The 12,486-nt window shown below is 39.2% G+C and carries 10 protein-coding genes; 8 read left to right on the forward strand and 2 right to left on the reverse strand.

Annotated elements, in window-relative coordinates; translation table 11 throughout:
• Positions 1-66: 66 nt before the first annotated feature.
• Positions 67-888, reverse strand: coding sequence for a mechanosensitive ion channel family protein (locus tag ACUR5C_RS05765; RefSeq protein WP_454467407.1), 822 nt, complete (start codon positions 886-888; stop codon positions 67-69).
• Positions 889-1,106: 218 nt separating this feature from the next.
• On the opposite strand from ACUR5C_RS05765, the gene ACUR5C_RS05770 reads away from it, so the two are divergent.
• Positions 1,107-2,231, forward strand: a complete 1,125-nt coding sequence (locus tag ACUR5C_RS05770) for a tRNA-queuosine alpha-mannosyltransferase domain-containing protein (RefSeq protein WP_454467408.1) — start codon at positions 1,107-1,109, stop codon at positions 2,229-2,231.
• A gap of 165 nt (positions 2,232-2,396) precedes the next feature.
• Positions 2,397-4,406, forward strand: coding sequence for a methyl-accepting chemotaxis protein (locus ACUR5C_RS05775; RefSeq protein ID WP_454467409.1), 2,010 nt, complete (start codon positions 2,397-2,399; stop codon positions 4,404-4,406).
• Positions 4,407-4,533: 127 nt separating this feature from the next.
• Here ACUR5C_RS05775 and ACUR5C_RS05780 read toward each other — a convergent pair whose 3' ends face one another.
• Complete coding sequence (locus ACUR5C_RS05780; RefSeq protein ID WP_454467410.1) at positions 4,534-6,540, reverse strand: amidohydrolase family protein; 2,007 nt, start codon at positions 6,538-6,540, stop codon at positions 4,534-4,536.
• Positions 6,541-6,856: 316 nt separating this feature from the next.
• Between ACUR5C_RS05780 and ACUR5C_RS05785 the strand changes: the two genes are divergently transcribed.
• The 6 genes from ACUR5C_RS05785 to era all read left to right on the forward strand — a co-directional run bounded on the left by ACUR5C_RS05785 (position 6,857) and on the right by era (position 12,483).
• Entirely contained in the window at positions 6,857-7,327 is a 471-nt protein-coding gene (locus tag ACUR5C_RS05785; protein WP_454467411.1) for a Dps family protein, read from the forward strand.
• Positions 7,328-7,600: 273 nt separating this feature from the next.
• Positions 7,601-9,403 carry a translation elongation factor 4 gene (gene lepA / locus ACUR5C_RS05790; RefSeq protein WP_454467412.1) on the forward strand — a complete coding sequence of 601 codons (1,803 nt, stop codon included), beginning with the start codon at positions 7,601-7,603 and terminating at the stop codon, positions 9,401-9,403.
• Between the two features lie 58 nt (positions 9,404-9,461).
• On the forward strand, positions 9,462-10,394 hold the full coding sequence (gene lepB / locus ACUR5C_RS05795) for a signal peptidase I (protein ID WP_454467413.1): 933 nt from the start codon (positions 9,462-9,464) through the stop codon (positions 10,392-10,394).
• Between the two features lie 81 nt (positions 10,395-10,475).
• The gene (locus tag ACUR5C_RS05800) at positions 10,476-10,883 is read left to right on the forward strand and encodes a DUF4845 domain-containing protein (protein ID WP_454467414.1); all 408 of its coding nucleotides are present in this window, start codon (positions 10,476-10,478) and stop codon (positions 10,881-10,883) included.
• A 9-nt stretch (positions 10,884-10,892) separates the two neighbouring features.
• On the forward strand, positions 10,893-11,588 hold the full coding sequence (gene rnc, locus ACUR5C_RS05805) for a ribonuclease III (protein WP_454467415.1): 696 nt from the start codon (positions 10,893-10,895) through the stop codon (positions 11,586-11,588).
• Positions 11,569-12,483 carry a GTPase Era gene (gene era, locus ACUR5C_RS05810; protein ID WP_454467416.1) on the forward strand — a complete coding sequence of 305 codons (915 nt, stop codon included), beginning with the start codon at positions 11,569-11,571 and terminating at the stop codon, positions 12,481-12,483. The genes rnc and era overlap by 20 nt, the downstream gene beginning before the upstream one ends.
• The last annotated feature ends 3 nt before the right edge of the window (positions 12,484-12,486 follow it).

The raw sequence follows: 12,486 nt of genomic DNA on the forward strand, positions 1-12,486 counted from the left end.
TATTATCGCCTTGTTTAGTTAGATTGATTTGGTTAGATTGATTAGGATAGGTTAGATCAGATTAAACTAGTTGAGTTTGTTCATATGAATATCCATTTGAGGGTAGGGAATAGAAATATTCTCTGCATCAAATTTAAGTTTAATTTTTTCGTGTAAGTCATAATATACCGACCAATAATCAGCCGAATTTACCCACGGTCTAACATTAAAATTAACAGAAGAATCGGCAAGCTCTGCTACCGCGACCAATGGCGCAGGCTCTGCTAAAACTCGTTCATCTTCAGCTAGAATATCTGTGATAATTTGCTTAGCTTTTTTTAAGTCATCGTCATAACCAATTCCAAAAACCATATCGACACGACGAGTTGGCTTAGCTGAATAATTAATGATCACGTCACCGTAGATTTTTCCGTTTGGAATAATAATTTCTTTATTGTCGCCAGTTTTTAGAATGGTGGAGAAAATACTGATTTTTTCTACTGTACCCGCAACACCGGCAATATCGACAAAATTGCCTGCAGTAAACGGTCTAAAAGTAATTATCATCACTCCTGAGGCAAAGTTTTGTAATGAACTTTGTAACGATAAACCAATTGCTAAACCGGCGGCACCTACAATAGCGACTAGTGAAGTGGTATCAACTCCTAATTCTCCAACCGCAGCTATAATCACAAATAGCATTAATAAACTACGAACAATTCCCCGAGTGAAGCTGACAAGTACCGGATCAACTTTGGCTTTGGTTAATATTTTTCCAACGAGTTTAGTGAGGTTTTTAACAACAAACTTACCCACTAAAAATATAAGAATTGCGAAAATGAAATTTATACTATATGGAATTACATAGGTGGTAATAATATTTGAAATCGACTCAGACGAAATATCCATGAACTCTCCTTGGTTAACTTTATTGGCTTTCATTTTTTATAAGTGAAAGGTTAAATCGGTTACTTTATATATTTATTTTAGCGCTAGTATACTTGTAGCTTAATGACTATCCTTTAATTATTAGCCACGTTATTATAGTGGTTGTGATATGTTTCATCAATTAACCGCTTGAAATTAAAATGTTTTATCGCAATAGTTAAGCTTAGGCAAATCCAAAAATGACTTCTAAAAAGCGAATTTTACTATTATCAGGTTATGATGCTGCGAGTCATGCCTATTGGCGTAAGCTGCTTGCCGAGCAATTGAGCGAGTTTGAATGGACCCAAATTGCCTTACCGCCGCGTGACTTTGCTTGGCGAGTGAGAGGTAGTAGTTTATCTATTGCCACAGAGCATGCTGAATTGCTAGCGCTTGATTACGACCTAATTATAGCTACGTCCATGGTTGATTTGGCTAGTTTAAGAGGCTTTAAAGCTAAGCTCTGTAATATTCCTACTTTACTTTATTTTCATGAAAATCAATTTGTATACCCGCTCGATAGAGCACAGCCGAATATTCTGAATGCACAGTTAACAAGTTTATATGCGGCTTTTTGTGCAGATAAAGTCGTATTTAACAGTCAGTTTAACTTAAACAGCTTTTGGGAAGGCGTTAATCAATTATTTAAGAAGCTACCACAAAAGCCGCCTAGGGGCTGGTTACAACAACTTAAAGCTAAAATGTTAGTTTTGCCGGTGCCATTAAATGAACAAGTTTCTGCGCAATTATCAACTAAAGCGCAACAGAGTGATTACCGGATTGGTTCCGCTGAACGTCCGCTTAAAGTGGTGTGGAATCACCGCTGGGAATATGACAAACAGCCTGAAGTTTTTTTTGCGGCGATGAATCTGTTAATTAACGCTGGAGTGAGTTTACGATTAAGTGTGCTAGGTCAAGCTTTTAGACAAATACCCGAATGTTTTTATCAAGCTGAAAGTGAACTTAAATCGGTTATTGCTCATTGGGGATATCAAAAAAGCCGCCAAGACTATATTAATATTTTACAACAGTCTGACTTGTGTATTTCTTCGGCTTTACATGATTTTCAAGGTTTGAGTGTACAAGAAGCAATTTTAACCGGTTGCTCTCCAGTGGCACCTAATCGAGTTGCCTACCCTGAATACTTAGCGGAGCAATATCTCTATCAAGCAGATAACAACCCAGATATTGAAGCCGAAAACTTGGCACTACACATACTTAACCGGCTTGATAAACAAGCTTTTACTCGGCCTTCTTTAGGTTTTTATCGCACTTCTCGGTTAATTCCCCAATATCGCGAGCAAATATTAAATTTAATAGAATAAAAAGACCTTAAAGTTTGAGATTCTGAGAAAACTTTCCTATATTCAAGTAAGGCGAAATTTGTTAGCTACTGAGGTTTTGAGTTAGCTCTTCGGCAGTATAGCCGCACCAATTGCTTTGCTATTTCTCCCTTCTAAATACTAATTATATAAAGAGAAGTTTTGAATATGTTTAACTTTAAATCCATTCGCACTGAACTCACCATTGTTTTAACCTTTTCATTGGTTGTGATATTGGTAATTACTTCGTTGGTTTACTTAAATAAAGTGGCTGATGAAACCAGAGAATCTGTTGAACAGGGGCTTGCAAGCTCTTTAGCTTTGCAGTCTAACAAAATTGAAAGCTTTATTAGTAAAAGATCCGAGGTCGTCGAAGGCATGCTATCGTCGCCATTTGTGATTGATTGGTTTAGCGCTTATAAACAGCGCGGAAAAGATCTTTCTAGCGATCAAGGTTTCCCTCGTATAATTAGTATGTTTAGAAACTTAGAAGCCAGAGATCCGGCAGCGAAAGCGTTTTTCTTTGCGAGTGCGCATACCGGAGAATATTTTGATAGTAGTAATCAGCGTTATGCAGGCTCAGCAGATGCTCCATATGATGCTCGCAAACGTCCCTGGTGGCCTGTTGCGGTAGGTAAAAACAAATTATTTATAACCCAGCCAGAAGTCGACTTAATTGATAAATCGATACTTTCGTCGATAAAACGTACCGTGTACAGCGCCAGTGGTGAGCTTATCGGTATTGCGGGAGTTGATATCTTGCTGTCTACAATTCGCGAAGATGTTGCGTCACAGCTCAAATACAAAGATCAGGGAGAGCCCTTTATTATTAATAAAGATGGCCGCATTATTGTTTTTCCCGCTGATCCAGAAATTGTTAAAGCCAACTCTAATATTGCCGACGTGGACTTAGTACTGCCTAACTCAAGTGGTTTCGCGCAACTGCAAAGAGAAATAAGTTTAAAACCACGCGGAATCGTTGAAGTAACTTGGAAAGGTAAGCCTCACTTAGTTGCGTTTGACGATATCGCACTAGAGTCACCAGAAATGGAGTGGATGGCGGGACTAATTGTTTCGACTGAAGTTTATGAAGCGCCATTTTATGAAAGTGTAAAAGCTGCGGTGTTGAGTAACTTAGTCATTATTTTAGTGATTTGTGCCGTCATTTGGGGAGTTAGTGCACGTATAACCAAACCATTAAAAAGAGTACTTGATGCGATTTATGACGTTGCTCATGGCGAAGGTGACTTAACCAAGCGTATAGAAGAGGAAGGGGGTAACGAAGTTTCTCAATTCGCCCATCAATTTAATTTATTTATCGATCGCATTCATCAGTTGATTTCGCGAAATAAAGAAACCGTTGATGAGCTCTATGAAAGTGCAGAGAACGTAACTCAAATAACTAATGCAACGACCCATAAAGCGCAACAACAAAAAGAGGCTACAGATTTAGTTGCAACCTCTGCGGAAGAGTTAAGTTATTCAGTGACTAGTGTTTCTGCAAACTCTGAGTCCGCGAGACGTTCAGCTGATGAAGCCGATCAACAGGTATCTAAAGGCGTTAAAGTTGTCGACGAAGCCTCTCGTAGTATTCAAACACTAGCGGAAACCGTTACCAATGCATCGACCGTTGTCGATGACTTAAATAGTGATAGCGCTAAAATTGGTGAGGTTTTAGAAGTCATTAGAAGTATTGCTGAACAAACTAATTTGCTAGCATTAAACGCAGCAATAGAAGCGGCACGAGCCGGTGAACAAGGCAGAGGTTTTGCGGTTGTTGCTGACGAAGTTCGCTCTTTAGCTAGCCGTACGCAAGAATCAACAGAGTCTATTCAGCACATTATTGAAGGACTGCAAAAAAATGCTGCTAGCGCAGTTGACGCTATGCAAACCGGTAAAGAGCATGCGCAAATTGGTGTTGATAAGTCATTGTTAGTGCAAACGGTTTTAGAAAGCATCGCGCAAGCAATCGCAGAAATTAAAGTACAATCATCTGAAATTGCTAACTCAACTGACGAGCAGGCTAAAGCCTCAGATGAAATTACCCAAAGAGCTGCTGCAATAAGAGAGCTTGCAAATGAAACCGCGGAGCAAATTGTTAAAGTGCAAGACGGTACTCGCTTACAGCGAGAAGATATTCATAAGTTATCTGAATTGATCAGTGTGTTTAAAATTTAATTCGTTGTTAGTATTAATATTGATGCAAAAACTTAAAAGTGTCGAACGGATTTAAGTGAATATACCTTAGCGGTAATATAAAAAAGGCTTTGATTAAAATCAAAGCCTTTTTTGTTAGAGCGGTAAATTATAGCTCAATACTTTCGGTAAATGGTTTTACACCTAAGCTGTTATAAATTTTTTCCGGTTGGTATAATTTATCGCCTTTTAACACTAATGCCGCTTTACGCAAGTCGGCAATATCTTGTAGTGGATTTCCGTCAATTAATACCAAGTCAGCATATTTGCCTTCACTGATTGATCCTGTTTTATCCGCTTGGCCAACAACTTTAGCACATTGAAGTGTCGCAATTCTTAGCACATCGATGTTGGGTATGCCGGCCATAGAGTAAAGCTCTAATTCTCTGAGTAGGGTAAAGCCTGTGTGAGCATCTGTGCCTGGAATAATAGGCACGCCATTATCAAACAATAACTTCGTCATTTTTAATAAGGCATCGCCAGCAGCACGGTAAGAAGCATCTTCTTCTGGGTTCGCTATTTTCATAGTGGCAGTTTTTAGTGAACGTTGAAATGCTGGCGGTAAATGTTCGGCAATATTGGCGTACTCAGGATCAATTTGCTTGTCTCTTGTTAACAACAAACTGTTAAAGGTTGAGACCGTTAAGTCGACTTCAATATCTTTTTTTGCGAGCATTTTTACAAACTTTTTAACTTCTGGACTATTGAGATCTAAATCTTTAGCCTTTTCGCCAATTAAAGTAAAACGTAATCGCTGCCGGGTATCAATTTTATCTCCGCCCAAAAAATTAAGAAATAACATATTGATGTGCTGAATTTCATCGAAGCCTGCTTCGACTGCTTGCTGAGCAGACATAAAGGCTGGTATATGGCCACTTAATCTTAACCCGCGTTTATGAATGTGTTTTGCTAACGCTTTCATCCATTTTGGATCCATGGACGAATAAGTTTTTATTTGAATGTAACCTCTATCGGCATACCAGTCGACAGCATCTTTTGCCTCTTGTAATGAGTTTACGGTTATACCATTACCCGCAGAGTACTCACTTTGTTTGTCAATAAATCCTGCTTTATAAACATGAGTTCCTAAGTAGCCTTCTTGATAGAGTTTGCTAATTTCCTCCATGTTGGCAGGGCTATTTCCTATGTCTCTAACGCTAGTGACACCAGCCGCTAAATAGTTAAACCCTTGTGTTTTAGAAAGGTGGCCGTGCATATCCCAAAGTCCAGGAATTAAAGTTTTACCTTTAGCGTTAATTACTTTGGCGTTGTTTGGCGCTTTAATATTTTGAGCTACCTTTTTAATTTTATTATTACTGACTAATACGTCGTAGTTTTCTAGCAGCTTTTTATTTTCTACATCAACCACATTGGCTGACTTAAACAAAATGGGGGTATCAACATGATGGGTTAACTGCGCAGATTGTTCTTTATAATACTCATGCTCTGCTTTGTCAGAAATTTCTTTAAGCTGCTGAAAAGTGTCCATTCCCCAGCCTTGCTGGATCCCTTTAATAAAACCGCCAATATTGATAGAAAATAGGTGTGAGTTTTGGTCGTACCAATAAAACTGTGGCGTCATTCCAATGCCTGAAATGGCATATAAATAGACGGTTTGTTTGTTCCCGTCTTTAGTGACTTCCGTTTCAGTAATTTTATGTAATTCTGCGCGCCCGGAAGGAAACAGATCAATTTGATTAAATGGTGAATTAAGTAGCGCTTTAACAAGCGCTGTATTATTAATGCCATCAACAGCAATATAAAATTGCTTTTCTGAAATGTCCGCTGTGCCTTCATCTGCACGGCTATTCCAAGTTGCTACACCGTCTTCAATTTTAAAGTATTCTTCAACTGGTGCGCCAAAAGCGGAAATGCCGCTAATCTTAACTTCTACTGGAAAACCTTTTTGATTAAATACATAATTTTCTTGAGTGTTTAAGCGGCGATTATTCCAACTTAATTCTGTGCTACTGGTTAAGCTGTTGGGGCCATTCATTTGAGTGATTTGTTTGCCCATTAGTCCTTTGTCATTATAAAGTTCTAAGACAATGGTTTCGTTGGCATTAACTTTAAGGCAACATAACATAAGCAGCGTGAATATCATTTTCTTTAGCATGGTGAAGCTCCTTGATTATTGATACTTATTATCTGATTTTAAAGACCAACAACACTATATCCCACTATTAAGCAATTGCCTACTTTGAGCATCATCGGTTGTTAATTCATAACCTTTTACAAATTCATAAACTTTTACTAATTTGTATCCCTTTACTATTTAGATGCTTTTTATCTAGATTACTCGGCTTTATCAATTAGCCAAATTCAATTGGTCGCATAGTCAAAAGCAAATCTTGTTTTAGTTTGAGTGTAACTGCGTATACTGATATTTAGTCGAGCAATTGAGCTCGCTAGTCATTGAAAAGGAGTGAGTTATGAGCACTATCGATATTGGAATTAATGAGTCTAATCGCTTATCAATAGCACAAGAGCTGAAAGCTTTGTTAGCTGATTCGTACACATTGTATTTGCAAACCCATAATTTTCATTGGAATGTCACCGGGCCACAGTTTAGAGAGCTCCATTTAATGTTTGAGGAACATTACACAGAACTCGCTGTCGCGGTAGACGATATTGCTGAAAGAATCCGAACTTTAGATGTAGCCGCACCGGGTACTTATAAAGAGTTTGCTAGGCTTAGTTCTATTGACGAGGTAGAAGGCGTACCAGAAGCAACTGAAATGGTGGACATATTAACTAAAAGCCACGAGCAAGTAGTCAAAACATGCCGAAAGGTCTTAATGTTAGCGCAAGAGGCAAACGATGAGTCAAGCGCTGCGCTGGTGTCTGACCGTATGCGAATTCATGAAAAAACCGCTTGGATGCTAAGAGCGTTGCGTCAATAATGTGAATCGCCAACAATAATCAGGCCTAGTTCACTTGGCTCTGAATAGCGCTAATTTTCAGGACAGTTAGGTTATTCTAAATAGCCAATGTTGGTCAGCCTTGCCGAACAATCGCGAGGCTCGATAAGGTAAAGGCTTAAGTGAAGCGGCAACGCTGCGCTCACTAAGCCTAAATAAAGCCAACAGATGCAATATTTTACACATAAAAGCACAACTTTTAGCTAAAATAGGGTACAATTCGTGCCTTTTTGAAACTCGGCAAAACAGCGTTATATGTCCTATACCCAATTTATTCGAAACTTTTCTATTATTGCCCATATCGACCATGGTAAGTCGACACTTTCCGATCGCTTAATTCAAGTGTGCGGTGGCTTAACTGAGCGAGAAATGTCTGCGCAAGTCCTTGATTCTATGGACTTAGAGCGAGAAAGAGGCATAACGATAAAAGCCCAGAGTGTTACTTTAGAGTACAAAGCAAACGATGGTAACACCTATCAGTTAAACTTTATCGACACGCCTGGACACGTTGATTTTTCCTATGAAGTTTCACGATCATTAGCAGCATGCGAAGGTGCGCTGTTGGTAGTGGATGCCGGGCAAGGAGTCGAAGCGCAAACTTTAGCCAACTGTTATACCGCCATTGAACAAGATTTAGAAGTAATTCCTGTTTTAAATAAAATTGATTTACCGCAAGCAGACCCAGATAGAGTAGCCCAAGAAATTGAAGACATCATTGGTCTAGAAGCTATGGACGCTGTGCAATGTAGCGCAAAAACGGGGGTTGGGATTAATGAGCTTTTAGAAGAGTTAGTCGCCAAAGTACCTGCTCCAGTGGGCGACTGTGATGCCCCTTTGCAAGCGCTGATTATTGATTCGTGGTTTGATAACTATTTAGGTGTTGTTTCTTTAGTTCGGGTTGTTCAAGGGACTTTGAAAAAAGGCGACAAAATGCAGGTTATGTCCACCGCTAAAAGCCACTTAGTTGATTTTGTTGGTATTTTTACGCCAAAACGACATGATTTACCGGAGCTAAGAGCCGGTGAAGTTGGATACGTTATTGCTGGTATTAAAGAAATTCAAGGCGCGCCAGTAGGTGATACTTTAACTCTTGCTAAGAGCCCAGCCGATAAAGCACTACCTGGCTTTAAAAAGGTGAAGCCGCAAGTATACGCGGGCTTATTTCCGGTCTCATCAGACGACTATGAAGCATTTCGAGATGCTTTAGCCAAGCTGAGCTTGAATGACGCGTCTTTATTTTACGAACCAGAAAACTCGCAGGCGCTAGGATTTGGCTTTCGCTGTGGCTTCTTAGGTATGTTGCATATGGAAATTATTCAAGAGCGTTTAGAGCGCGAATACGATCTTGACTTAATTACAACGGCACCAACGGTAGTTTTTGAAGTTATTTCAGCAAAAGGCGAGACCATTTACGTTGATAACCCTTCAAAGTTACCCGAGCCAGGGGCTATTGAAGAAATGAGAGAGCCTATCGTTGAAGCTAATATTCTTGTACCCCAAGAGCATTTGGGCAGTGTTATTACCCTGTGTGTTGAAAAACGTGGTGTGCAAACCAAAATGGAGTATGTGGGAACGCAAGTGGCGTTGTCTTATCACTTACCTATGAATGAAGTGGTGTTAGACTTTTTTGACCGATTAAAGTCAGTGAGTCGCGGCTATGCTTCTCTAGATTATAACTTTATTCGTTTTCAAGCGGCTGAATTAGTGCGATTAGACGTACTAATAAACGGTGATAAAGTGGATGCATTGGCAATTATTGTGCATAAAGATCAAGCTCAATACCGCGGGAGAGAGCTAGTTGATAAAATGCGTGAACTTATTCCTCGCCAAATGTTCGAAGTAGCAATACAGGCAGCTATTGGCAATCACGTTGTTGCCCGCTCTACCGTTAAAGCGTTGCGCAAAAATGTCACTGCGAAATGTTACGGTGGTGACGTTAGCCGGAAACGTAAATTACTTGAAAAACAAAAAGCAGGTAAAAAACGTATGAAGCAAGTTGGACGAGTCGAAATTCCGCAAGAAGCGTTTTTAGCTGTATTACAGGTGGGTAAAGAGTAACCATTTAAAAAGGGTTAACTTAAGCTTGTGACTTTAACTTTTAAGGAATATTGATTTAATGAGTAGTTATTACGGATTAATTTTAGTTTTATTAACCGCCGTGTCTGGAATTATTTGGTTAATCGATAGCTTAACTGCAGGTAAAAAACGTAAAGCAGCAATTGCTAAGCTTTATGAGCAAACCAGTGAGCCTGCAGAAGAGGCCTTAAAGGCAGTTTCGCAAGAACCTATTCATGTAGACTATGCTAAATCTTTCTTTCCTATTTTATTATTTATAGTAGTGCTGCGCTCTTTTTTATACGAGCCTTTCCAAATTCCATCTGCATCAATGAAGCCCACTCTGACAGAAGGCGACTTTATTTTAGTTAATAAGTATAACTATGGTTTAAGGTTGCCAGTTAATTCCAAAAAAGTGGTTAATATTGGCCTGCCAGAGCGTGGAGATGTCGCTGTTTTTAAAGCGCCTAACTGGCCGCACGAAGATTACATCAAACGTGTTATCGGGCTACCGGGTGATACGGTCGTTTACACCGCTAACAAGGAACTATACGTTATACCGCGTTGCAATCAGTCTGCGGATGAAGAGTGTCCGGGTAAAATACACTTTAAGAAGGAAAAAGTTGAAGGGCCATTTTATATTGACCGAAACCCAGAGACGGGAACAGAGCGTAATAACTATGAATATGTAGAAAGTGTTAATGGCGAAAGTCACCATATTCTCAATAACCCGCAAGTACTCCACCAAGATCGTTATGGAAGAGCATTTGATTACCGTTTCACGGTACCTGAGAAATCCTACTTTATGATGGGTGATAATCGAGACAATAGTCATGATAGCCGCTTTTGGGAAGGGACAAATTTTGTTCCAGAAGAAAATTTAGTCGGTGAAGCTGTTGCTATTTGGTTGCACTTAGATTTTGATATTCAAAATAAATATTTTGGCTGGGTGCCTACTGGCGTAGACTTTTCACGAGTAGGTGCTATTGAATAGTTATAAAATGCGATTAAAAAGAATCTGCTCTTTTGTGCTATGCTAATGGTTAACCTATGGAATGCTTGAGGAATTAAAAAAATGAATAATAACTTATTGTCTCAAAGTCATCTTAACAAGCTATCTAAGCAACAGGGGTCTACCATGTGGACCAAGTTAATGCTGATATTTGTTATTGTGTTTTTCGGCATGCTAGCGTTTAAAATGATTCCTATTTATTTGGAGCATAATGTCATTACTAGCTCCATGCAGAATATTGTTAATCAAGCTAATTTTAAAGAAATGACACCAAAACAAATCTACACTAATGTACAAAAACGCTTAAATATTGATAGTGTACGCGGCTTCGAAAAAGACGCATTTAAAGTGATGAGAGAAAAGTCTGGAGAAAAATATATTGTCATAAAATATTCTAAGAAAGAAAATTTCATGAGCAACATTTATATATTAATTGAGTTTGAAGAAGAAGTTAGGCGCAAAGGAAGTTAGAACACATTTATGGCAATCTTACCAAACCTAAAAATTCTTCAAAAACGCTTTAATTACCAGTTTAAAGACACCGCTTTATTAGATACAGCATTGACGCATCGTTCTGCGTCAAACGAGCATAACGAACGCTTAGAGTTTTTAGGTGATGCAATTTTAGGTGCGGTAATAGCTGATCAGCTATTTACTCAGTTTGCAGAAGCTGACGAAGGGCAACTGAGTCGTTTACGTTCTTTTTTGGTAAAAGAAAAAGCCCTGTTTGAAATCGCGCAAGAATTACAATTAGGTGATTTTTTAAGACTAGGCAGCGGCGAATTGAAAAGTGGTGGCTTCCGACGAGCCTCTATTCTTTCCGACGCTTTTGAAGCGATCATTGGTGCGGTTTATTTAGATAATGGTTTTGAAACTGCACGACAGTTTATTTTAAATTTGTACCAATCAAGAATACAGGCTCTATCGCTAGATATGGCCAAAAAAGATCCTAAAACACAACTCCAAGAATGGTTACAAGCACGTAACTTTGACACACCCGTTTACGAAGTCGTTCGCTCTAATGGTAAAGATCATGCGAAAACTTATTGGGTCAATTGTCATGTGAGTTATCAATCATTACAAGCCGAAGGCGAAGGGTCTGGTCGGCGTAAAGCAGAGCAAGCCGCTGCCGCAAAAATTTTGGAGAAAATTAATAATGAATCAGTCGAAAAATAGTCCACATTGTGGTTTTGTCGCTTTTGTTGGGCGGCCCAATGTTGGCAAGTCGACATTATTGAATAATCTCCTTGGGCAAAAGCTGAGTATTACTTCACGTAAGCCGCAAACCACCCGTCACAGAATTTTAGGGATTGACACATTTGACTCCACTCAAATGATTTATGTGGACACACCAGGGCTTCACCGAAAAGAAGCGCGCGCAATTAATCGGTTAATGAATAGAGCTGCGTCTAGTACCATTGCTGACGTCGATATTGTTGTTTTTGTCGTTGAGCCAGAAAAATGGACCGAAGATGATCAGCTAGTGTTAGAGCACATTAAAGAAGCGAAGCGCCCAGTGGTACTGTTTATTAATAAAATTGATAAACTAGCTAATAAAGAAGCACTGTTGCCACAGTTACAATCCCTGGCAAGCAAGCATGATTTTGTTGAAATTATTCCCGGTTCAGCGCTAAAAGGTCAGCAAGTTGAGGCTTTAAAAAACTATCTTGCTAATGCGATGCCGCAAGGAGATTTTGTCTTTCCAGAAGATTATTACACTGATCGAAGTGAGCGATTTTTAGCTGCAGAAATAATCCGTGAAAAGCTTATTCGCCAATTAGGTGACGAACTGCCTTATTCAATTACCGTAGAAATTGAGCAGTTTAAAACCGATGAAAAAGGCACTATTCATATTAACGGACTTATTCTAGTTGAAAGGAATGGACAAAAATCTATCGTGATAGGCAAAGGCGGGTCACGATTAAAGCAGGTAGGTACAGACGCTAGAGCCGATTTGCAGCGTTTGTTCGGCCAAAAAATTTATATGGAACTTTGGGTAAAGGTTAAGGACGGCTGGGCTGATGATGAAAGAGCCTTGCGTTCCTTAGGGTTTGATGAAAACGACCAATAGTGA

The sequence above is a fragment of the Aliikangiella aequoris genome, from assembly GCF_053709105.1.

Bases quoted from the DNA above. Each gene is read 5' to 3' on its own strand.
- ACUR5C_RS05765 (WP_454467407.1), bottom strand. From the start codon at position 888: ATGGATATTTCGTCTGAGTCGATTTCAAATATTATTACCACCTATGTA.
- ACUR5C_RS05770 (WP_454467408.1), top strand. From the start codon at position 1,107: ATGACTTCTAAAAAGCGAATTTTACTATTATCAGGTTATGATGCTGCG.
- ACUR5C_RS05775 (WP_454467409.1), top strand. From the start codon at position 2,397: ATGTTTAACTTTAAATCCATTCGCACTGAACTCACCATTGTTTTAACC.
- ACUR5C_RS05780 (WP_454467410.1), bottom strand. From the start codon at position 6,540: ATGCTAAAGAAAATGATATTCACGCTGCTTATGTTATGTTGCCTTAAA.
- ACUR5C_RS05785 (WP_454467411.1), top strand. From the start codon at position 6,857: ATGAGCACTATCGATATTGGAATTAATGAGTCTAATCGCTTATCAATA.
- lepA (WP_454467412.1), top strand. From the start codon at position 7,601: ATGTCCTATACCCAATTTATTCGAAACTTTTCTATTATTGCCCATATC.
- lepB (WP_454467413.1), top strand. From the start codon at position 9,462: ATGAGTAGTTATTACGGATTAATTTTAGTTTTATTAACCGCCGTGTCT.
- ACUR5C_RS05800 (WP_454467414.1), top strand. From the start codon at position 10,476: ATGAATAATAACTTATTGTCTCAAAGTCATCTTAACAAGCTATCTAAG.
- rnc (WP_454467415.1), top strand. From the start codon at position 10,893: ATGGCAATCTTACCAAACCTAAAAATTCTTCAAAAACGCTTTAATTAC.
- era (WP_454467416.1), top strand. From the start codon at position 11,569: ATGAATCAGTCGAAAAATAGTCCACATTGTGGTTTTGTCGCTTTTGTT.